Origin of the sequence: Streptomyces sp. NPDC017676, from assembly GCF_044329325.1 — a bacterium.
Taxonomy (GTDB): domain Bacteria; phylum Actinomycetota; class Actinomycetes; order Streptomycetales; family Streptomycetaceae; genus Streptomyces.
The window spans coordinates 168094-188582 of record NZ_JBIRJA010000016.1; the positions used below are offsets into that span (position 1 = coordinate 168094).

At 73.5% G+C, this 20489-nt stretch carries 18 protein-coding genes; 8 read left to right on the forward strand and 10 right to left on the reverse strand.

The window, feature by feature from the left end; genetic code table 11:
• Positions 1–288: 288 nt before the first annotated feature.
• The 3 genes from ACH4LD_RS31295 to ACH4LD_RS31305 are packed head-to-tail and all read right to left on the reverse strand — an operon-like array spanning position 289 to position 1978.
• On the reverse strand, positions 289–1020 hold the full coding sequence (locus ACH4LD_RS31295; RefSeq protein WP_398057429.1) for a metallophosphoesterase: 732 nt from the start codon (positions 1018–1020) through the stop codon (positions 289–291).
• Positions 1017–1295, reverse strand: a complete 279-nt coding sequence (locus ACH4LD_RS31300; protein ID WP_398057428.1) for a BON domain-containing protein — start codon at positions 1293–1295, stop codon at positions 1017–1019. The genes ACH4LD_RS31295 and ACH4LD_RS31300 overlap by 4 nt, the downstream gene beginning before the upstream one ends.
• The gene (locus ACH4LD_RS31305) at positions 1292–1978 is read right to left on the reverse strand and encodes a hypothetical protein (RefSeq protein ID WP_103813154.1); all 687 of its coding nucleotides are present in this window, start codon (positions 1976–1978) and stop codon (positions 1292–1294) included. The genes ACH4LD_RS31300 and ACH4LD_RS31305 overlap by 4 nt, the downstream gene beginning before the upstream one ends.
• A gap of 244 nt (positions 1979–2222) precedes the next feature.
• Here ACH4LD_RS31305 and ACH4LD_RS31310 point away from each other — a divergent pair, with 244 nt between their 5' ends.
• The gene (locus ACH4LD_RS31310) at positions 2223–3368 is read left to right on the forward strand and encodes a PP2C family protein-serine/threonine phosphatase (protein ID WP_398057426.1); all 1146 of its coding nucleotides are present in this window, start codon (positions 2223–2225) and stop codon (positions 3366–3368) included.
• Positions 3369–3600: 232 nt separating this feature from the next.
• Entirely contained in the window at positions 3601–4359 is a 759-nt protein-coding gene (locus ACH4LD_RS31315; protein ID WP_132785767.1) for an NPP1 family protein, read from the forward strand.
• 136 nt (positions 4360–4495) lie between these two features.
• On the opposite strand, the gene ACH4LD_RS31320 is transcribed toward ACH4LD_RS31315, so the two are convergent.
• The 3 genes from ACH4LD_RS31320 to ACH4LD_RS31330 form a co-directional block, all read right to left on the reverse strand.
• Entirely contained in the window at positions 4496–4990 is a 495-nt protein-coding gene (locus tag ACH4LD_RS31320) for a hypothetical protein (RefSeq protein WP_398057424.1), read from the reverse strand.
• A 239-nt stretch (positions 4991–5229) separates the two neighbouring features.
• Positions 5230–6045 (reverse strand): SAM-dependent methyltransferase, encoded by an 816-nt coding sequence (locus ACH4LD_RS31325; RefSeq protein ID WP_103813294.1) that lies wholly within the window; start codon positions 6043–6045, stop codon positions 5230–5232.
• 84 nt (positions 6046–6129) lie between these two features.
• Entirely contained in the window at positions 6130–7005 is an 876-nt protein-coding gene (locus ACH4LD_RS31330; protein ID WP_132785765.1) for a Scr1 family TA system antitoxin-like transcriptional regulator, read from the reverse strand.
• Positions 7006–7972: 967 nt separating this feature from the next.
• Here ACH4LD_RS31330 and ACH4LD_RS31335 point away from each other — a divergent pair.
• Positions 7973–8686: a GNAT family N-acetyltransferase gene (locus tag ACH4LD_RS31335; protein WP_398057423.1), complete on the forward strand. Its 714-nt coding sequence runs from the start codon at positions 7973–7975 to the stop codon at positions 8684–8686.
• Between the two features lie 238 nt (positions 8687–8924).
• Here the strand turns inward: ACH4LD_RS31335 and ACH4LD_RS31340 are convergent, their stop codons facing one another.
• Together ACH4LD_RS31340 and ACH4LD_RS31345 are read right to left on the reverse strand one after the other, a co-directional pair.
• A complete protein-coding gene (locus tag ACH4LD_RS31340) occupies positions 8925–9629 on the reverse strand; it encodes a lysophospholipid acyltransferase family protein (RefSeq protein ID WP_398057422.1) in 705 nt (234 codons plus the stop codon).
• Between the two features lie 609 nt (positions 9630–10238).
• On the reverse strand, positions 10239–10697 hold the full coding sequence (locus tag ACH4LD_RS31345) for an NAD(P)H-dependent oxidoreductase (RefSeq protein ID WP_132785763.1): 459 nt from the start codon (positions 10695–10697) through the stop codon (positions 10239–10241).
• A 160-nt stretch (positions 10698–10857) separates the two neighbouring features.
• On the opposite strand from ACH4LD_RS31345, the gene ACH4LD_RS31350 reads away from it, so the two are divergent.
• Both ACH4LD_RS31350 and ACH4LD_RS31355 read left to right on the forward strand, forming a co-directional pair.
• Entirely contained in the window at positions 10858–11499 is a 642-nt protein-coding gene (locus tag ACH4LD_RS31350) for a class I SAM-dependent methyltransferase (protein WP_398057421.1), read from the forward strand.
• A gap of 86 nt (positions 11500–11585) precedes the next feature.
• A complete protein-coding gene (locus ACH4LD_RS31355) occupies positions 11586–12299 on the forward strand; it encodes a lipoprotein (protein ID WP_398057420.1) in 714 nt (237 codons plus the stop codon).
• Between the two features lie 9 nt (positions 12300–12308).
• Here ACH4LD_RS31355 and ACH4LD_RS31360 read toward each other — a convergent pair whose 3' ends face one another.
• Positions 12309–12941: a GNAT family N-acetyltransferase gene (locus ACH4LD_RS31360; protein WP_398057419.1), complete on the reverse strand. Its 633-nt coding sequence runs from the start codon at positions 12939–12941 to the stop codon at positions 12309–12311.
• Between the two features lie 95 nt (positions 12942–13036).
• Positions 13037–14962, reverse strand: a complete 1926-nt coding sequence (locus ACH4LD_RS31365) for a DUF1996 domain-containing protein (RefSeq protein ID WP_398057564.1) — start codon at positions 14960–14962, stop codon at positions 13037–13039.
• 393 nt (positions 14963–15355) lie between these two features.
• Between ACH4LD_RS31365 and ACH4LD_RS31370 the strand changes: the two genes are divergently transcribed.
• The 3 genes from ACH4LD_RS31370 to ACH4LD_RS31380 all read left to right on the forward strand — a co-directional run bounded on the left by ACH4LD_RS31370 (position 15356) and on the right by ACH4LD_RS31380 (position 20482).
• A complete protein-coding gene (locus tag ACH4LD_RS31370) occupies positions 15356–17026 on the forward strand; it encodes a C40 family peptidase (RefSeq protein WP_398057418.1) in 1671 nt (556 codons plus the stop codon).
• Between the two features lie 314 nt (positions 17027–17340).
• Positions 17341–18705: an FAD-dependent oxidoreductase gene (locus ACH4LD_RS31375; protein ID WP_398057417.1), complete on the forward strand. Its 1365-nt coding sequence runs from the start codon at positions 17341–17343 to the stop codon at positions 18703–18705.
• Positions 18706–19270: 565 nt separating this feature from the next.
• Positions 19271–20482 carry a hypothetical protein gene (locus tag ACH4LD_RS31380; protein WP_398057416.1) on the forward strand — a complete coding sequence of 404 codons (1212 nt, stop codon included), beginning with the start codon at positions 19271–19273 and terminating at the stop codon, positions 20480–20482.
• Positions 20483–20489: the final 7 nt, after the last annotated feature.

A 20489-nucleotide genomic window follows, 5' to 3' on the forward strand; every position in this document is an offset into this window, starting at 1 on the left:
ACCGGGCATCAGCCGCGACCAACCGGTACGGCTCACACTCCCCACGGAGGACGGCGACACCACCGGCAGCGAGGCACTGAGCACGGCGGCGTGACGAATCCCGGGCGGAGTGCCCGCGCGGGCCCACGGCTCCGGCGGGGGCGGGCCTCGTCGGGTGTCAGTCGCCTGGCCCCGGCCCATGCCATCCGCGTCCGGTGTCCGCCGGCTGGCCCCCGCCGACGCCGTCCGCGCCGGGCGGCTCGCCCGGCCCGGGACCGCCCGCCCGGCACCGTCCGGTGCCCCGTCCCGTCACCCGTGCCGGGAAGGCAGGTGGTACACGTGGAACGCCTGGCCGATCACCGGCTGGGCGACGTTGCGTACGCGGACGCCCCCGCTGGTCATGCCGTGCTCGGTGCCGGCGTGGGCGTGGCCGTGCACGGCGAGGTCGGCGCCGCCGGTGTCGATGGCCTCGGCGAGCAGGTAGCTGCCGAGGAAGGGGTAGATCTCCAGCGGTTCCCCGGCCAGGGTGTCCGGCACCGGTGAGAAGTGGGTCAGCGCGATCCGCACGTCGCAGTCCCACTCCTCCAGGTTCTTCAGGGCGCTGTGCAGGCCGTCCGCGCTCCGCCGGGTGTAGCGGACGAACTCCTTCATCAGCGGTTCGCCGAACTCCCCCGCGCAGCGGCCGACGAAGCCGCCCCCGAAGCCCTTGGTCCCGGCGACCCCGATCCGGGCGCCGTCGGCGGTGACGACGGCCGCCTGCCCTTCGAGGACGTGCGCGCCCGCGTCCCGGAGGATCGCGGTGACCTCTTCGGGCCGCTCGTCGTGGTGGTCGTGGTTGCCCAGTACGGCGACGACGGGCACCCCGAGGTCCTTGATCTCGCGGGCGACGATCGCGGCCTCCTCCGGCGTGCCGTGGCGGGTGAGGTCGCCGGCGAGCAGCAGGACGTCGGCGCACGCGGGCAGTGTCTCGAAGGAGGGCCGCAGGGTGCCCTGGCTCTCGGGGCCCATGTGGATGTCGCCCACGGCCGCGACGCGGATCATGTCAGGTCCTCTCCGTGGTCGGGCGAGGAGGTCCCGGCGATGAGCAGGTCGCTGTGGACCGGGTGCCCCGCCAGTTCCTCGCGGGCCATGCGCAGGATGTCGTCCCGGCACTGGGTGGACGGCACGGTGCCGGTGAGCAGGACGGCGTCGCCGCGCAGTTCGAGCCGTACGCCGAGTTCCGCGAGGTCTCCGCAGGCCAGGTGCTCGGCGAGGTGGGCGACGCGGTAGTCGAGGCTCCCTGCCGCCGACGAGGGCGGCGGGCTCGTGTCGGTCATGGCTGCCCCTCCTGGGCGTCGATCACGTTCAGCCGTTCGAGAAGGAAGAGGAAGGCGGCCGGCATGGGCTGGCCGCCGCAGGTCGTGCGGACCTCGTCCCAGTCGACCTTCTCGCGGACGGCGCGGGCCACCGGCAGGACCGACCCGAAGTCGCAGTAGTGCTCGGAGAAGGCGCTGATCAGGCTGCGGATCAGGTCGGTCGGCGACAGGACCGGCATGAGCACCGAGTCGACCGGCAGGACATGGGCCCGGTCGAGCATGTCGCGGGTGACGGGCTGGTGGGCCAGCGCGAAGATGATGTCGACGTTCTGCCCGTGGCAGGTGGTCTTCAGCAGCCAGTCCTCCGGTGGGGTCCGCACGGGCAGGCCGGCCTCGCTGAGTGTGGCGGCCACCGCCTCGGCGTCGTCGGGCAGGATGGCGAAGTCCGCGTCGTGCTGGAGGTAGCGGCTGCCGCCGTGGGCGTAGACGGCCACGCTCCCGGCGAGCGCGAAGGGGTGGCCCGCGCGTTTGAGGAGCGAGCCGATCTCCTTGGCGGCCTCCAGGATCGCCTGGCTGCGGTCGTGCGGCAGTTGCGCCGGCTCCGGCGCGGACGTGAACTCCAGGCCGGCCCCGTCCGAGGCGAGACGGAGTTCGGTGACCTCCGGTCGCCGGAGGGGCGCGGTGTCCTCCCCGTTGTGCGTCATGACCTCTCCATTCGGCACCCTGCGTCCCGGGGCGGCCGGATCGGCCCCGGGGTGCGTACGGGTACCCGGCGCGCCGCCGGCGACACGGCGTCACCGGAAGGCCTCACTCCTTCGATGACGAGCGCCGGGCCGCCGCAGGCCCCGGCACCGGCGGGCGGGGCGGCCGCGCGGCGACGGCGGTCGCCGTGAGGCGGCGGCGCTCAGCGAGTGGCCGGTCGACCAGGCCGGGAGCACGCTGGTAGGCATGGCACCCGGGGCCGCGCGCGTCCGCCTCCGGCAGCGGTGGCAGTCGGTCCACGCGCTGCTGGTGCTCCCGATCGCGCTCATCGTGGTGATCACGGTGGCGGACCTGCGGTTGCCCTGGGACATCCATCTCGGGCCGGCCCTGGTGATCGCGCCCGCGCTCACCCCGTCCTTCGCCGGCCCCCGGGCGACGGCGGGCATCGGGGCACTCGCGGTGGCCGCGCAGTTCCTCATCGGCATCCACCGCGGTGGGCTCGCGACCACCAATCACGTCGTGCAGCTCGTCACCCTCGTGATCCTCGTGGTGCTCACGGTCCTGTACAGCACTCTGCGCGAGCGCCGGCAGGCCCAGCTCGCCCAGGTCCGCACGGTCGCCGAGGCCGCGCAGCACGTCCTGATGTGGCCGTTGCCCGAGCAGATCGGCCCGCTGCGGATCGCCTCGCTGTACCTGGCCGCGGAGGACGAGGCCCAGATCGGCGGCGATCTCTACGCGGCGACCGTGTCCGACGGCTCGGTCCGCCTCCTCATCGGTGACGTCCGCGGCAAGGGGCTGCCCGCCATCGGCGAGGCCGCGCTGCTGCTCGGCTCGTTCCGGGAGAGCGCCCACCGGCACATGCCGCTGTCCGAGCTGGCGACCCGGCTGGACCAGAGCGTCACCCGCTACGCGGCTGATCTGGAGAGCCCGGAGGAGATGGGCGAGCGGTTCGCCACCGCGCTGCTCGTGGACATCCCGGACCGCGACCCGGTCACCCGGATGACGAGTTGCGGTCATCCGCCGCCGCTGCTGCTGAGCCCCGGTCACGTCGTGACCGTCCCGAGCCTGCACCCGTCGCCGCCGCTCGGGGTGCACGCGGGTGCCGAGCACATCCTGGACGTGTTCTCCTTCGAGCCGGGTGACACGCTGCTGCTGTACACGGACGGGGTCATGGAGGCCCGGGACGAGCACGGCCGGTTCTATCCGCTCGCCGACCGGGTCGCGCGGTGGACCGAGGACAGCCCCGAGGCGCTGATGCACCACCTGCGGCGCGATCTGCTCGCCCATGTCGGCGGCCGGCTCGGCGACGACGCGGCGCTGATCGCGGTGCACCGCACGCCCGTCGAGCGCCGCCGCCACCACGGCCGCGGCGAGATGGCCCGCCACGGGTGAGCGCCCGGCGCGGACACCGCCGAAGCACCGTCGGGGCACCGGCCCGAACCGTGTCTTACGCCGGAGTCAGGGCGAACGCCTGACTTCCGGCCGATAGCGGTACGACAGCACCCACTCGGGTGGCTTCGGCCGCCACGTTCAACTGGCCTTGCGGCAAAGTTCAGTTCGGAGGGTGGCCCCTCCCGCCGAGGCGTTGCGAGAATCTGCGGCGCCTCGACAACAGGGAGCCCACGTGCGTCAGTTGACCTCCGCGCTCGCCGCCGCCCTCGGCGCGCTCGCCCTCGTCCTCACCTCGCCCGGCACCGCCGGCGCCAGCGTGCTGCAGTTGCTGCCGCAGAACGCCGACGGCCTGGAACAGAGCTTCTCCCCCGCCTACGACTACGACGGTGACGGCTGTTACGCCACCGCCGCCATCGGCAGCGACGGCACCATCAACCCCGGCCTGAAGCTGGGGGGTGACGTCAACGGCCACTGCCACGACTACGCGCAGCTCGCCAACGCCAACACCTACTCGCGCGAGAAGTGCAACAACGGCTGGTGCGCGGTGATGTACGCCAGCTACTTCGAGAAGGACCAGGCGACCCTCGGGCCCGCCGCCATCGGACACACCCACGACTGGGAGCACGTCGTGGTGTGGATCAAGGACAACACCGTCCAGTACGTCTCGGTGTCGCAGCACTCCGGCTACCAGGTGGCGGCCCGTTCCTCGGTGCGCTTCGACGGCACCCACCCGAAGATCGTCTACCACAAGGACGGCGTCTCGACCCACTGCTTCCGGTTCGCCAACACCAACGACGAGCCGCCGGAGAACGTGACGGGCGGCTGGTTCTACCCGCGGCTGGTCGGCTGGAACGGCTATCCGGCGGGCTACCGCGAGAAGCTGCTGAGCGCGGACTTCGGGGCGGCCACGATCAAGATCGACGACGGCGACTTCCAGTACGCGCTGGCGCACTCCATGCCGTCGGGCATCCCCTTCGACCCCAACGCCTGACCCCGGGCGCACGCCCCCGCCCCGGCCCGAGCGGTGCCGGGCGGCCCGGCTGAGGAACGGCCCGGCAGAGGAACGGCCCGGCGGGCGCGGGCCCCGCTCCGAGTGGGGCGGGGCGGGGTCCGCGCCCGGGCCCCGGTCAGCCGGCCGGCTTCAGGTCGGTGATCTTCAGGGTCTTCAGGTCGGACTGGACGTCGATCCGGCTGACCTGCGGGTGCGGTCCGTCCCCCCAGGTGAGCGTGACCCTGCTGGTGGCGTGACCGGCGCCGGAGCCGGTGTAGGCCACCTTCCACTTCACCGGCACGTTCTGCGCGAACAGGATGCCGTCGGCGTGTTCCTTCTTCTCGAAGGCGGTGACCTTCTTCTGCGCGGCGGCGGAGAGGTAGAAGCCCCTCAGCGCCTTGGCGGCGGCCGAGGCGGTGGGGTCGTCGGTGGCCCAGACGGCGTCGACGTAGGCGCCGTAGAAGTCGGCCACGTGCTGGGTGACGTTCCGCGGGTCGCCCTGCGCGGACGACACGGCGGCGGCACGGGTCGTGCCGCTCGCGGAGGCCCCCGCCAGGGCGGGCGTGACGGCGGCCAGGGTGAGGCCGGCCGTGAGGGCCGCGGCGGTGAGGAGGGTCTTACGGCTGCGCATGGACATGTGTCCCATTCCCCCGGTTTCTTCGCGACCGGTCCGATACCGGCCGTCGACAGACCCTAAGACCGCGTTTCCCGCTTCCCGGTTCCGCTCCCCACTCCACTCTTTTCGGTCATTGCGGTGCAGGTCTTTCCGGTCATTGCGGTGCGGGCGGTTCCCGCCCGAAAGCGCGCCGTCGTACGACGGGAGGCGGGGCCGAGGTCCGGGAGGTGGGTCGGACCTCGGCCCCGGGTCTGTCACGGCTTGCGGGCGACCGCGCCGTACATCGCGATGTCCTCGTCCCTGATGCCCTGTTCGCCGCTGCCGTCGGGGTGCCACTTGTGCACCTGGACGATGCCGGGCTCGACCAGGTCCAGGCCCGTGAAGAACGCGTGGGCCTCGTCCAGGGTGCGCAGCCGCATCGGCATGTTGCGGGCCGCATACTCGCGGGCGACCCGGCCCACCTCCTCGGGGGCGAACTCGGCGGTGCCGATGGACATCGCGAGGTGGCTGCCGGACGGCAGCGGCTCCAGCAGCCGCCGTACGACGCCGACCGCGTCGTCCGCGTCCAGCATGAAGTGGACGATCGCGATGACGGTGAGGGCGACGGGCCGGCTCAGGTCCAGGGTCTCGCGCAGCTCGGGGGCGTCCAGGATGGCCGCCGGGTCACGGAAGTCTGCCTCGATGTACGCGGTCCGGCCCTCGGGGGCGCTGGCCAGCAGGCCCTGGGAGAGGGTGAGGACGATCGGGTCGTTGTCGACGTAGACGACCCGGGACTCGGGGGCCACGGCCTGGGCGATCTCGTGCAGGTTCGGCGAGGTCGGGATGCCGGTGCCGATGTCCAGGAACTGGCGCATGCCCGCCTCCTCGGCGAGCCAGCGCACGGCACGGTTCATGAAGTCGCGGTTGGCCCGCATGTGCACCGGGAGCGCGGGCCACTCCCGGGACATGGCGTCACCCGCCTCCTTGTCGGCGGGGTAGTAGTCCTTGCCGCCGAGTATGTAGTCGTAGATGCGGGCGGAGTGGGCGTTCTCGGTGTCGATCCGGTCGGCCGGCCATCCGTTGTCGGGCAACGCCGTGTCTCCCATTCGGTCAGGTGGGGCTCGGGGCTTCGCGTCAGCAGGTACGAGGGCGGGGCGGGCAGGTGTCGGGGCGGGTCACCACTCCTTGCGCAGCGTGGCGAGCAGGGTCTCGGTCTTCCTGGCGGACGCGGCCTGGGCGCTCAGCCGGTCCAGTGCCTCCCGGTAGACCACGACCTCGTCGGCCTTGTCGAGGTAGACGGCCCCGAGGAGGCCGCTGAGATAGGCGATGTCGGGCAGTTCACGGGCCCGGAACCGGAAGAGGTGGAAGGCGCCGGCCGTCAGGGCGGGGTGCGGGCCGTTGGCGAACGGCATGAGCTGCACGGTGACTTGGGGCAGCCGGTTGACCTCGATGAGGTGGTCGATCTGCGCGCGCATCACCTCGGGGCCGCCGACCGGCCAGCGCAGCGCGGTCTCGTCCATCACCACCCACAGCCGTGGCGGCGTCGCTCTGGTCAGCAGTTGCTGGCGGCGCATGCGCAGGGCGACGCGGCGCTCGACGGCCTCCGCGCGGACGTGCGGGCCGGCGGCGGTGAGCAGGGCGCGGGCGTAGTCCTCGGTCTGCAACAGGCCGTGCACGAACTGGTTCTCGTAGGCGCGGATGTGCAGGGCCGCCTGTTCCAGGCTGAGGTAGGCGGCGAACCAGTCGGGCATGACATCGCGGTACGTGTGCCACCAGCCGCGCTTGTTGGCCTCGCGCACGGACTGCAGGAAGGTGTCGATCTCCTGCCGGTCGGTGACGCCGTAGACCTGGAGGAGCTTCTCGGCGTCCGCGAGCCGCAGCCGGGACACCTTGGCGGCCTCCATGCGGCGGATCGTGGAGTGGCTCACCCCGATGGCGGCGCCCGCCTCGGCGTAGCTGAGGCCGGCCCGGGTGCGCAGCTCCTCCAGCCGTCTGCCGAGGATCATGCGCAGCACGGACGGGGCGCCGCCCCAGTCGGTCTCCGCGGTCACGCCCACCCCCTCGTCAGGTCACCGGACACCCTCGCACGTGATCCGTGCGCGCCGCCCATTCGATCACGTTCCGGCGGATGCAGCATGCACTTCGCCGCTTGCAAATTTCAACTTGTCGGTTGCGGAGCGTGGTTGGCGGGTGCCAGAGTGGACGCACTGCTCCGGCCGACCGATGGAGCAGGCGGCGCGGCCGGCTCGGGGAGACCGGCCGCCACCACGGCCTGCCGGCAGGCGGTGGGACGTCTGCTGCCCGAGCGGTCGGCCGACGCCCGCACCCTCACCCCAGAGGCCGGACGAAAGGCGCACGGCGATGGCTCCGCCCTCCCTCCACCGACGGCTCCCTCGACCGACCGACCAGGACGGACGACTCGCCGTACGGGAACGGCCGTCGTCCTCGTCGATGACCGCTCCGCACCGGCTGCCGGCCCCGGCCGGCGCCCCTGGACCACCCGGAGGCGAGCAACCCGGTCGACTCCCCGGGCCCCACGGCCCCGACCACCTCGCCTCCGGGGCCATACGTCCCGCCCCGGCCGTCGGCTGAAGAACACCGCCGCGGGTGGGAGGTCTCTCCTGCGCCGACGGGGAGGGACGCCGCACCGGACCCCGCGTACCAAGCACCACACCGCCCCCGGACCACCCCCCACTCGTCCGAAGGACAGCCATGCACCACATCGTCACCCCCACCCCCACCGCAACCGCGACCGCGACCCCGGCCGCCGACCCCTCCTGGACCGGCACCCGCCCCAAGCCCCGCTCCCAGGAACAGGCGGACTGACCCGGGCCCGCACCCTCAGCAGCGCCCCTGCCTTCGACCGCACCCCACGGCGGTACGGCATCCCCGCCCGCGACCCGCTGGATTCGCCGCCGGTGCGGAGCGTCCGTGCTGTCGGTGGATCGGTGCCCTGTCCGCCGTGTGTGCCGGAGTGCCGGGGGTCTCATGGGCTGGTCGCTGTTCCGCCGTAGCCGGATGGCGTCGGGGCTTCCGGTGCCGGGGCGGTGCGGACCCGGGCGGCATGTGCTGGGCACCGAGCGGTTGTTGCTGTTCACCCCGCGCACCCTCCTGGACGTGGCGGCGGCGCTCGCCGCGAGCGCGGACGCGGAGGCGCAACGATGGCTCGGCACCAAGGCGGACGAGGTGCTGCCCGACCCCGCTGTCCGCCGGGCCCTGCTGGCCTGGCGGCCCGCCGGGGAGGACGGCCGGCGGATCCCCCGCGAGCTCGCCGAGCCGTTCACCCCCGGCCCGGACGACCCGCTCCTGCTGGTCTGCGTGCGCCGGTCCGACCGCAGTTGCGCCGGTGCCCTCGAACTACAGCACCTGGCGGGCGAGATGGGCGGCCGGCCGGCCCCGGGCTGCCGTGTGCGGGGTCTGGGTGCGGAGCTGTTCCGCGCGGGCCTGGAACTGGCCCACACCCACCTCGGACTGGCCACGGTCCGGGCCGGGGCCGAGCCCGGGAACACCGCGAGCCGGCGTGCCCTGACCCACGCGGGCTTCGTCCCCGACCAGGGCCCGCGCCGCCACACCCTGCCCGACGGCCGCGTGGTGGACGCCGTCTGGCACCGGCACGACACCGGGACGCCGGCGCGCTGCCGCGACCGTCAGGAATCGTCCCGGCGGCGCCCGGCCGCACGGTCCGGGTCCGGGTCCGGGTCCGGGTCCGGGTCCGGCCACCGTGGGCCGTAGGGCCAGCCGGGGTGTTCGAACCTGCGGACCAGGCGGGCGCCCGCGTCGAGCCGGCCGGTGAGCACGCCGTGCCGGGCGCCGGCGGGGTCGGCGGGGTGGAGGTTGTGTGCACACCGGGCCCACCGCCCCGCCCGCTCCCCCATGGCGTGGCCCCGGACCCACCGTCCTCGCCGGGCCAGCCCTCGCCGGGCCCGTCCTCCTCGGACCCGCCACCCCCGCCCGATGACCTGCCGCGCCCTCAGGGGCCTTGCTTCCCGTCGGCCCGGTCCTCCCCCTCGGCCGCTTCCTCCCCCTCCCCGTCCTCCAGGGCGCTGACCGCGATCGACCATGCCTGGGCGAGGGCGGTCTCCAGGTCGTCCAGTGGGTGTTCGGACGTGTCCAGCCGGAGGGCGGGGCCGATGTGCACGTGGACGCGGGGGCGGCGTACGGGCGCGGTGGCCCAGCCGGCGAGCTGTCTGGCGAGGCTGCCGGAGGAGACCCGGCGGGCGCCCGCGTGCCCGACCGGCAGCACCGGGGCGCCCGTGGACAGTGCGAGACGGACCACCCCGGACTTCAGGCGTCCGGGCGGGCGGTCGTGGGAGGCGCGGTAGCGGGGCAGGCCGCCCTCGGGGTAGATGAGCACGCCGCGCCCGGCGGTGAGGGCGTCGGCGGCGGCCCGGAGGGCGTCCGGGGCGCGGCGGCTGCCCCGGTGGACGGGCACATGGCCCTCCCGGGTGAGCACCTGGCCCAGCAGGGGCACCCGCCACAGCCCGGCGGTGGCCAGTACGGCGGGGCGCAGGCCGAGCCGGTGCAGGGTGCCGATGAGCAGGACGGGATCGAAGAACGAGGTGTGGTTGGCGGCGAGGACGTATCCGGTACCGGACGGCCGCACCAGGTGCCGGGTGCCGCTCACGTCGGTGTCGCTGAAGACGGGCACCAGGGCCCCGGCCCATGCGGACAGCATCGGGCCCTCCTCTCCGCTGTGTCTCCCCCGTGCCGATCATCACCGGCACCGCGCTTCCGCGCACGCCCATTCTGCCCCGAATGCCCGTTTGACGGGTGGTGTCCACCGGCCGGTGGGTGAATGGCCGCCATGGACGTTCTCGCCGCGTACGACCCGATCGCCCTGGCGACCGGCAGGGCGGCCCTTCCGCCGGGTTGCGCGCACCGCCGGGTGTGCCCGGGACGTTCCCGTGGAGGTGTTCGGACCGGCGCCGGAGGACGTGCTCGGGGCGCCTTCGCCCTGGCCCGGGACGGCGCCGACGCGCACGGGAGGAAGCGCGGGTAAGGGCAGCGACGCTCGCCGCCGAGGACGCGCCCCGGGTGCGGAGGCTGACCGCGCGGATCGCCGACGAGGTGCCCGGGCGAGCGGGCTCGGCCTCCGGCTCGTGCGTGCGCGGGCAACGCCGAGGCGGCGGTGCGCAGTTGCTCCGCCGCCGGGACAGCGGACGCCGGCGTCCGGGAGGCCTTGGTCCCTCACCCGGACGTCGTACGGCGCACGAAGACCTCTCCCGTGGCCGCGCGACCGGCACCCCGCGTTCATGCGACCGCGCAGCGGGGGCGTCCGGGCGGCTCAGGCGTCGGGCATCAGGCCCGCCGCCACCGTGGCCCCCAGCTCCCAGCAGGCCTGGATGTCGGCCTTGCCCGGCTCGCCGGTGACGGTCACCGGCTCGGCCGCCCTGCGCCAGCCGAGGCCGGTGGTGACGGTCTCGATGGCGCGGACGGCACCGGTGACGTCGTTGCCGCCGTGGACGTAGAAGCCGAAGGGGCGGCCGCGGGTCTCGTCCAGGCAGGGGTAGTAGATCTGGTCGAAGAAGTGCTTGAGGGCGCCGGACATGTAGCCGAGGTTGGCGGGCGTGCCGAGCAGGTAGCCGTCGGCTTCCAGCACGTCGGAGGCGGTGGCCGACAGGGCCGCCCGGCGTACGACGCGCACGCCCTCGATCTCGGGTGTCGTCGCTCCTGACACGACCGCCTCGAACAGGGCCTGGCAGTTCGGCGAAGGGGTGTGGTGGATGATCAGCAGGGTAGGCACATCCGGCACCCTGCCGTGCGCGTACCGTCCCTCGCAAACGGCGGCTTCCAGGCGCATTTCCAGGCACACTTCGAGGCACACTTCGAGGCGTGGTTCACGGCCACGCGACCGGCTTGCCGGGGACGGGACGCGCGGCCGGACCGAGACAGGAGGATCAGCCGTGGTCGACGAGGACCGCAGGGCGCAGGCCGCCGTGGTGTTCGACGCGCTGGGGCTCGCCTACGAGCAGGCGTTCGCCGGCTCCGCACCGCACCGGGCGTCGCTGCGCTGGCTGGTGGAGCGGCTGGCGCCGGGCAGCACGGTGCTGGACGTGGGGAGCGGGACGGGCCGCCCGACCGCGCGGACGCTGACCGGGGCCGGACACCGTGTGCTGGGCATCGACATCTCACCGGTCATGGTCGACCTGGCCGCGCGGCAGGTGCCCGGGGCCGAGTTCCGGCTCGCCGACATCCGGGAGACGCCGTTGCCCGAGGACGCGTTCGACGCCGCGTGCGCGTACTTCTCGCTGTTGCAGATGTCCCGCGCCGAGCAGACGGCCGTCGTGGGGAAGCTGGCCCGTGCGGTACGGCCCGGCGGCTTCGTCGCGCTGGCCACCGTGCCGCTGGACCTGGAGGACACCGAGGGTCTCTTCATGGGACAGCCGGTCCGGATCACGAGCTTCACCGCGGAGGCCTTCACCCGACTGGCCGTCGGCGCGGGCCTGACGGTCCTGGCCGAGGAGCGGGCCGTGTTCACCCCGAACACCCCGGACGCGGGACCCGAGCCGCATCTCTTCCTGCACTGTGCGCGCGAGGCCGGGTGAGACGCGGCCGGTGAGCCGCATCGCGGTCGGGGCGTTGTCGGTGCCCTCGGTTACAGTGACGGCTCTGAATCGAAGGGGAGGCAACAGTGCAGGTCGGGGTGGGGGCGGTCGGAGGCCGTATCGTCGTGGCGGCGACGCTCGCCGTGGTGCTCGGCGGGTGTGCCGAGTCCGCGGACGGCGGCGGGGAGAAGTCCGCGAGCGCGTCGGCGAGCGCCAAGGGCGCGGCGGCCGGGGGCACGGGCGCGAAGGGTGCGGCGGCGGCCCGCGGCGGCACGATCGGCGCGGCCGGTTCTGCCTGTGAACTGCCCGTGACGTTCGGCATCGCGCGGCACTGGAAGGCCAAGTCGATCGACGCCGACAAGGAGTTGGCCAAGTCCTCGAAGGGCGAGGACGGCGACCTCGGCGGGGCGCTCGCCGACGCCTTCCTCCGGCAGGGCCCGGTCACGGCCGCCTGTGAGATCGACGCCAAGCCGGCGGGCAACATCGGCTTCCTGCGCGTGTGGAAGGGCAAGGGCGGCGACGCGGACGCGGGCGGTGTGCTGCGCGCGTTCGTCGCCGCCGAGGACAACGTCAGCAAGGCGAAGTACCACTCCTTCAAGACCGGCGGCGGCGTCTCGGCGGTGGAGGTGGAGTACCTCTACACGAGCAAGCTCCTGGACGAGACGAAGAAGGAGAGCGCCTTCGCCGTCAGCACGCCCGAGGGCCCCGTCGTCCTGCACCTCGGGGGCATGGACACCCAGGAGCACGAGGAGATGCGGCCCGCCTACGACCTCGCCAAGCAGACGCTCACGCTCGGCTGAGGACGCCGCTCAGCCACGGGCCGTGGCCCGGCCCAGGTAGGTGAGGGGGCCCGCGTCGGCGACCGGGATCTCGTGGAAGCCGACCCGGTCGTAGAAGGCGCGGGCGGCGGTGTTGGCGGTGACCATGCCGAGGTGGACCGCCTCGACGCCCTTGGCGTGCAGGGCGTCGAGGAAGGTGTGCAGCAAGCGGCGGCCGTGGCCCTGCCCCTGCCAGGGCGGCAGCAGGTCGATGTGCAGATGGGCGGGGTGGGCGGCGAGTTCGGGGACGAGCATCCGCTCCGGGTGGTGCAGGAGGCGGATCATCTCCTCGGTGGGTGTGCGGGGCGGTGCCGCGGGCTCCGGGTAGCGGCCGGCCAGCCGGGGGATCCAGCTCCGCCGGAAGTCCTTCACGAAGCGCTCGGTGTCCGCCGTACCGACGATGTATCCCACGGCCCGGCCCGTGCCGTCGTCCAGTACGAAGGCCAGGTCCGGGTCGAAGTGGCAGTACGGCTCGGCGAAGAGCGACGGCATCAGGCGCTGGTCGGGGTAGAGGGCCCGGGAGTCGCCCCCGTTGTGCGCGGTGCGGACGCAGACGTCGGCCACGGCGTCGCGGTCGGCGGGGCGGTAGGGCCGGATCAGCGGGTTCGGCTCGTGGGACGGCATGGCCCCATCCTCACCCTCTTGGGAGCGCTCCCACAAGGGCTCGTGAGCGGATGGCGGCGACCGCCTCGAAGGTGGCCGCCGCCGTGGGCGAACGGTCAGTAGCGCATGCGCCTGGCCCGCAGGAGCATGAACAGACCCGACAGGGCGAGCAGCGTGCCGATGGCCGCGGGCCACAGGTGGGCGCCCGTCTCCGCCAGATCGCCCCTGCTCGCCTGGGGTTCGGTCCGCGCGGCCGTCGGCGGGGCGTACGCGGCGGCGGTGGCGGCCCGACCCGGCGCGGCCGCGGACGGGGCCGGTGCCGAACGCGCCGGCGTGGACCGGGGTTCGGCGGACACGGCAGGTGCCGCCTTGTCGTCCGTGTCGTGCCGGGTGGTGCGGGCGGGCGACGTCGTCGCGTCGAGCCGTGGCACCTCAGCGGATCGGGACGCCGACGGCGCGGCCGGGGAGGTGGCACTCCCGCCGTTCTCCGCGCCGGAGCCGCCACCCGGCGCCGCCGTGGCACTGGAACTCGCCGTGGGCTTCGGCGTCGTGTCGGGGTCGTCGGCGGCGGAGGAACCGCAGGCGCGGCCGGAGTTGATGCAGTCGACCATCTCGCCCATCAACTTCTCGTCGAAGACGTTGATGAAGTCGCCGTGGTCGGTGACGGGCTTGTGCAGCTGCTCGGGGAAGGAGTCCACCGCGAACAGCGGGACGGTACGACCGCCGTCCGCGATGCTCGGCGCGTCGATGTCGTAGACGATGCGCTGCACGAGCTGCGGAATGGGCTCGAAGCCCGCCGGGCAGGAACCGTCGGGGGCCGTGAAGGCCACGTGGGTACGGTGGTTGGCGCTGTCGATGTTGCGGCCGTCCCAGCAGCTCTGGAAGCGGAAGGTGCGCACCACGTCGCTGCCCGGCGGGCACAGCGGGTACTTGTCCTTCAGTTGCCGGTTCTCGTAACCGGTGCAGCTCCAGGACGCGTTGGCGTTGCCGGGGCCGTTGACGAAGGCCTTGGCGTCCCCCGTGATGATGCGCAGCAGGCGCGGCATGGCGGTGACCTTGCCACGCGGGTTCCCGACGAAGGTCAGCGTGACCTGCTCGGGCGTCACGATCTGGCCCGCGTTGCCCTCCGTACCGCCGCCCGGGGCTCCGGCGTCCCGCTCCCGGGTGCCGTTCTGCAGGCGCAGCACCGGCCAGTAGTACGACGACTTGTCGCCCTGGTCCGCACAGCTCGTACCGGCCTTGGCCAGGTCCTCGTCGCTCGCGAAGGCGTTGTTGCCCTGGTTGCCGACGTAGTCGTGGAAGTGGTGGGCGCCGTTGGTGACACCGGGGGCGACGATGACGTTGTCGGAGTTGAACAGGCCGCCCGCGTTGACCCCGCAGTCGGAGGTGAACGTGCCGCGCGAGGCGTCGGCCTGCGGCGGCGGGGCCGGCGCCTCGGGCGGTACGGCGGTGATGTCCGCGTAGTCCGAGACGACGGGCCCGTTGCCGCCCTGACCGGCGCCGTTCTGCCCTTGACCGGCGCCGTTCTGCCCTTGAGCGCTGCCGCTTTGGTCCGCGCCGGCACTGTCCTGCCCCTGACCGGTGCCGTCCTGCCGGCCGTCGTCGCCGGGGGTGCCGGTGGCCTGACCGTTGTCGCCGGGGCGCAGGGTGCAGGCGGCCAGATCGTCCAGGCCCCGCGGGCGTTCCCCCGCCCGGCCGATCGCGTCGGCGATCCGTCCGATGGACTCCGACCGCTTCTCCTCCAGCGGCTTCACGATCGTCTCCTCGGGGGAACCGGCGTCCTGGCCGCCGGTCCGCCCCGCTTGCTGCACCTGCTGGTACGCCGCGGCGATCTGCTGGTCCAGCACCGCGAGTTCGCGGTCGACATCGGGACGCGCCGCGTCCGGCACGGCCGTCAGCCGACTGCCGACATCGGGGCAGTCGATGGTCGCCATACCCGAGGACAGCACGCGTCCGGATGCGTCCGCGCCGGATCCGTCACCCCAGCCTTCGGTGGCCGAGGCATACACGTTCGCCCCGACGAGCCCGGCTCCGCCGAGCATCAGGGCGACCGCGCCGAGGGTCGCGCGTCGTGCGCCGGTCGGGCGTCTGCGCCTGTTGCGTACCAAGGTCGTCCCCTGTGTGTGATCGCCGGTGGTCTGACCGCCGGTGGGTGTGGCCGGTGGTCGGGCATGGAGTTCCCCGGCTTCATACGGCGGGCGGAGCCACTGCGTTCAACCGAATCAGGAATTCACCGGGACCTCACAGGAAACCATGGTCGCCACCCTTTCCCTGTCGAACGCCGTCGCGAACATCACGAATATGTATCGGACATTTCACACCTCAACCTTCACACGAGGTACACACGTTGGCTAGGTTGACGCGAGGCCGCCGCCCGGCTCTGCCCCGGCGAGCCGCCCAACTGCCCTGCGGGGCAAGGAAGGAGCACGTCTTCCATGGCGCCGGAGAGCCGCGACGAGGTCCGACAGCGGATCGCATCCCTCTACGACCGGGCGGAGAACGACACCGGCAACTTCAACGCGACCCGGGCCATGGCCGCCCGGACGCGGTCACGTGGCGTACCGCTGGCCAAGCGGGCGGGCCGGCGTCCGGACCCGGCGCTGGACGGGATCACCCGGCAGTGGTTCGACGCGGTACGCGCCGACATCGGCCCGACCGTCCCCGCCGTACTGCCCGCGGACCGGCTGCCCGACAGGTCCGCCGCGTCGGCGCGTTCGCGAGAGCGGGTGGACGGGCTTCCGCCCGCGGGGGGCGAACGGCAGACCCACGCCCTGCCGGGTGGCGGCAGTGAGCCCCTCGGTCTCCCGAGGGGTGGCAGCGAGGACCTCGGTCTCCCCCGTCTCCCGGGCGGTGGCGGGGAGAGCCGTGCCCTTCCGGGCGGCGAGCGGCGGGCGCTGGGCATGGGCAGCCTGCCTCAACAGTGGCCCGCCGCGCTGGAGACGGGCGGACTGCCCCAACAGCGGCCCGTGGCACTGGAACTCGGCACCGGCCAGCCGGTGGCCGAACTGACGACGGGCACGGCGGCGGACCCGACGAGCGGGTCCCTGCCGGCCGGGTCCTTGCAGGCGGAGTCCCTGCCGGCCGGGCTCCCGTCGACCCTGGAGACCGGGCGGACGGCGCTGGTCGATGCCGCGGGCAGCTTGGAACTTCCAAACCCCGCCCTGGCGTTGAGCAGCGGTACGACGGACACGGCCGGCTGGGCCACGGCGGAAACGGCACAACCGGGCCACTGGGGCACGACAGACACAGCGGAACCGGTCGGCTGGGCGACGGAAACGGCGCAACCGGTCGACTGGGCCACCGCAGGAACGGCGAGCCCTGCCGTTCAGCCGGTCGCCGCGCAGCCCGTCGCTCAGCCGGCGGCGGTGCGGCTGCCCCGGACACTCCCCGGGACCGCCGGATTCGTTCGCCTGTCCCCCGCTGCGTCGAAGGCCGGAATGCGGCGCAAGCTCGGCAGGGCGCGTGACCAGCTGTCCGGGCGCACCGACCGACTCGGCCCGCCGGACACCGACGTGCAGCCGGTACCGGTACCGGTACCGTCCGACTGGTCGGCGGGGGTGCGGCAGACGACGCAACCCGCGATGACCTCGACGGCCCAATGGCAGCAGCACGGCGCGGAACCCGCCCTCTCGGCAGCGCCGACGGCAGGCGCGCTGCCGGCCGACACCACCGTTCCCGTGACTGGCACCGGCACCGGCACCCAGTCCCTCCCCCTGCCCACACCCGCCTCGGTGGATTCGCCTCGCGCTCTCCGTGCCGCGAAGGCCATCGCCTTCGCCCGGGCACAGCTCGGGAAGCCGTGCGTGTGGGGTGCGACCGGGCCCGGCTCCTACGACTGCTCCAGCCTCACCCAGGCCGCGTGGAAGGCGGCCGGTGTCACGCTGCCACGGGCCGCGCACGAGCAGGCGCTGACCGGAACGCCGCTCACGACCGCCGGGCTCGAACCGGGCGACCTCGTCCTCTTCTTCGAGGACGACCGGCACGTGGGCCTGTACGTCGGCGACGGAATGATGGTCCACGCCCCCGGACCGGGGTCGTCCATCCGCGAGGAGTCGATCTACGGCGCCGGCGAGGCAGCGATCCACCGGATCATCCGGCCGTCCTGACGGGGGCCCGCCGCGAGGTCCCAGGTTTCTGTCCACCGATCAAGGCCCAGCGGTGCGGCGACGTCGTCGGCGAGGAACCGGCCGAGCGACTGCCGGTCGAGGCAGTGCACCAGCGTGCCGCCACGTACCCGAGGGTCGCCGTGCCCCGCCTCCGCCCCCGCCCATGAGATACGCCCCCGTCCATAAGTCACCTCTGGGCCAGGCATAAGATCAGCTTATGAGGTCATAGACGGGACCCACGTACCGACTTAGGACACCCTTAGTTTAGGCTTCCTGATCAAGTCGCCCATTCACGCTCGAAGGGAAACCTGATCATGCCGCGCCCCCTGCGGGTAGCCATCGTCGGAGCCGGCCCCGCCGGGATCTACGCCGCCGATGCCCTGCTCAAGTCCGAGGTGGCCGCCGACCCCGGTGTCTCCATCGATCTCTTCGAGCGGATGCCCGCCCCGTTCGGCCTGATCCGGTACGGCGTCGCGCCCGACCACCCGCGCATCAAGGGCATCATCACCGCCCTGCACCAGGTGCTCGACAAGCCGCAGATCCGTCTGTTCGGCAACGTCGACTACCCGACGGACATCAGCCTGGACGACCTGCGCGCCTTCTACGACGCGGTGATCTTCTCGACCGGCGCGATGGCCGACCGAGAGCTGCGCATACCCGGCATCGACCTGGACGGCTCCTACGGCGCCGCCGACTTCGTCTCCTGGTACGACGGTCACCCGGACGTGCCCCGCACCTGGCCCCTGGACGCCGAGAAGGTCGCCGTGCTCGGTGTCGGCAACGTCGCCCTGGACGTCGCCCGCATCCTGGCCAAGACCGCCGACGAGCTGCTGCCGACGGAGATCCCGCCGAACGTCCACGACGGTCTGAAGGCCAACAAGGCCGTGGAGATCCACGTCTTCGGCCGCCGTGGCCCGGCGCAGGCGAAGTTCAGCCCCATGGAGCTGCGCGAGCTGGACCACTCCCCGAACATCGAGGTCATCGTCGATCCCGAGGACATCGACTACGACGAGGGCTCGATCGAGACCCGGCGCGGCAACAAGCAGGCCGACATGGTCGCCAAGACGCTGGAGAACTGGGCGATCCGCGATGTCGGCGACCGCCCGCACAAGCTCTTCCTCCACTTCTTCGAGTCGCCGGCCGAGATCCTCGGCGAGGACGGCAAGGTCGTCGGCCTGCGCACCGAGCGCACCGCCCTGGACGGCACCGGCAACGTCAAGGGCACCGGCGAGTTCAAGGACTGGGACGTCACGGCGGTCTACCGCGCGGTCGGCTACCTCTCCGACAAGCTGCCCAAGCTCCCCTGGGACATCGACTCCGGAACCGTCCCGGACGAGGGCGGCCGGGTGATCGAGGAGGGCGGCACCCACCTGCAGTCCACCTACGTCACCGGCTGGATCCGGCGTGGCCCCGTGGGCCTCATCGGCCACACCAAGGGCGACGCCAACGAGACCGTGGCCAACCTGCTGGACGACTACGCCGGCGGCCGTCTGCACACCCCCGCCTCGCCCGAGCCGGAGGCCGTGGACGCCTTCCTCGCCGAGCGGAACGTCCGCTTCACCACCTGGGAGGGCTGGTACAGGCTGGACGCCGCCGAGCGTGCCCTGGGCGAGCCGCAGGGCCGCGAGCGCGTGAAGCTCGTCGAGCGTGAGGACATGCTGCGGGAGAGCGGGGCGTAACCTCCCCTCCCTCCGGGTCCCAGGGGGCCGGCGCCGGTGCGCCGGCCCCCGCCCCGTTCAGTGCCGCGCCGTCCCGGGCGAACAGCTCGTGCGACGGGACCGGTGGGGGCAGCCGGGTGGAGGGGCCGTACCCGCGCCTGCCCGCCCGGACCGCACCCTGGGTGCTCAACTCGCCGCCCTCCACGGTCAGACGGGGCACCGTCCGCCCCAGGAACCAGCGGGCGGTCCGCGCCCCGGGCAACCACCGCAGCCGGCCCCTGGCGCCGCGGCGGGCGCCAGGGTGCGTGGTGTTCCGGTGCGTGCCGGCCGGGGTGAACGGGGTCCGCCCCGAGCGGATGGACGGGCGGGCCCCGTTCGCCGGACATTGTGGGCGTCGCGACCGCCGGCCGGGCACGGGTGAAGCACGGTCATCTGACGCGCACCGCGCACACCCCGGGCGTACGGCGCACACCCCGCGCTCCGGTCGCACCCCCGGGCGACGCGCGGGGCCGGGCCCCCGCCGCCGTGTCGCCCCGCCCAACGGTGATACTGGGAGGCACACCCGCCCCCATCAGCAGATTGGCTCATGTCGAACTCCGCCGGCGACCGCGCCACCACCCCGCAGACCCTCTGGGCGGCCCGGGGCCGCCACACCGGTCCCGCCCCCGAGAACGTCGTCCGCCGCACCCTGCGACGGCACAAGGAGAGCGGGGACATCGACGACTTCGCCGAGCCGCCCGCGGCCGGGGATCCGGCCCGGCGGGTCTTCGAGGCCCGCTGGCGGGCCGGCGGCACGGTGACCGTGCGGGCCCGGCTCACCCTCGTACCATCGGAGGGCCGGCTGCCGGGCCACGAGTGGCGGCTGGTCGCGGAGGCGGAGCGTCCGTGGGACGACACCTGGCCGTCGCCCGCGACGCTCTTCTGGCCCGAGGACGGCTCGGGCGAGGACGACGACGGCTCCTGGGACCATCACCCCACGGTCGCGGGCCTGCGCTACCGGCACGTCAACGCGCTGCCGGAGGACGACAAGGACATGCGGCGCCGGCTGCGGGACGCGGCCCGGGAGGCGTGGTGCGTCCATGTCGTCGTCCACGAGGCGATGACACCCGACGAGCGGGGCCGGCTGCCGCTGGCGCGGCTGCTGCCGCCCGGCCTGCGGCACCGGGTGATCGAGCACCGGGCCACACCGCAGCAACTGCGCGCCGTCAACTGGGCGTTGAAGGACCTCGGCGTCGAGGTGCCGCGCGGCGGCGCGGTGCTGCTGCCACCGGATCCGGCGCCGGAGGGGTACGACGGCCGGGAGCACAGCGTACGCACGGTCTTCCTGGACGGTTCCGAACCGGCCGGACTCGTCGAGACGCTCCGGCACTTCGTCGCCCTGCCCCGGCCGCTGCCGCGGGACGCCGAGGAGGCGCTGACGGACCTGCGCGAGAACTGGACCCTGATGACCCTTCAGGAGGAGCTGGAGCGCGAGCGGCGGCTGGTCGCCATGTACGCCGAGGCGCTGGAGGCGATGACGAAGTCCCGGGACCTGTACAAGCAGGCCGCCGAGCAGACGCTGGAGGCCCTGGCGGCGTACCGCGACGTGCCCGCGCCCGCCCTCCCCCAGCAGCGGCCCGCCTCCCGGACACCGGGCGCGCTGCAGCAGCTGACGCGGACGTTCGAACGGCTCAGGCTGACGGCCAAGGGCCGGCCGCAGGGGCCCGCCGCGGACTCCTCGCCGAACGGCGCGGCGCCGGCGGACGACGGCGCCGGGGCCACGGGCGCCGGCGGCGATGCGGACGACCGTTCATCGTAGGAGTTCG

Excerpts from the sequence above, each read along its gene's own strand:
- ACH4LD_RS31340 (WP_398057422.1), bottom strand. The coding sequence starts at position 9,629 with ATGCTGTCCGCATGGGCCGGGGCCCTGGTGCCCGTCTTCAGCGACACC.
- ACH4LD_RS31295 (WP_398057429.1), bottom strand. The coding sequence starts at position 1,020 with ATGATCCGCGTCGCGGCCGTGGGCGACATCCACATGGGCCCCGAGAGC.
- ACH4LD_RS31360 (WP_398057419.1), bottom strand. The coding sequence starts at position 12,941 with ATGCCGTCCCACGAGCCGAACCCGCTGATCCGGCCCTACCGCCCCGCC.
- ACH4LD_RS31370 (WP_398057418.1), top strand. The coding sequence starts at position 15,356 with ATGGCGCCGGAGAGCCGCGACGAGGTCCGACAGCGGATCGCATCCCTC.
- ACH4LD_RS31365 (WP_398057564.1), bottom strand. The coding sequence starts at position 14,962 with ATGCTCGGCGGAGCCGGGCTCGTCGGGGCGAACGTGTATGCCTCGGCC.
- ACH4LD_RS31335 (WP_398057423.1), top strand. The coding sequence starts at position 7,973 with ATGGCGTCGGGGCTTCCGGTGCCGGGGCGGTGCGGACCCGGGCGGCAT.
- ACH4LD_RS31375 (WP_398057417.1), top strand. The coding sequence starts at position 17,341 with ATGCCGCGCCCCCTGCGGGTAGCCATCGTCGGAGCCGGCCCCGCCGGG.
- ACH4LD_RS31305 (WP_103813154.1), bottom strand. The coding sequence starts at position 1,978 with ATGACGCACAACGGGGAGGACACCGCGCCCCTCCGGCGACCGGAGGTC.
- ACH4LD_RS31380 (WP_398057416.1), top strand. The coding sequence starts at position 19,271 with ATGTCGAACTCCGCCGGCGACCGCGCCACCACCCCGCAGACCCTCTGG.
- ACH4LD_RS31300 (WP_398057428.1), bottom strand. The coding sequence starts at position 1,295 with ATGACCGACACGAGCCCGCCGCCCTCGTCGGCGGCAGGGAGCCTCGAC.
- ACH4LD_RS31310 (WP_398057426.1), top strand. The coding sequence starts at position 2,223 with ATGGCACCCGGGGCCGCGCGCGTCCGCCTCCGGCAGCGGTGGCAGTCG.
- ACH4LD_RS31320 (WP_398057424.1), bottom strand. The coding sequence starts at position 4,990 with ATGCGCAGCCGTAAGACCCTCCTCACCGCCGCGGCCCTCACGGCCGGC.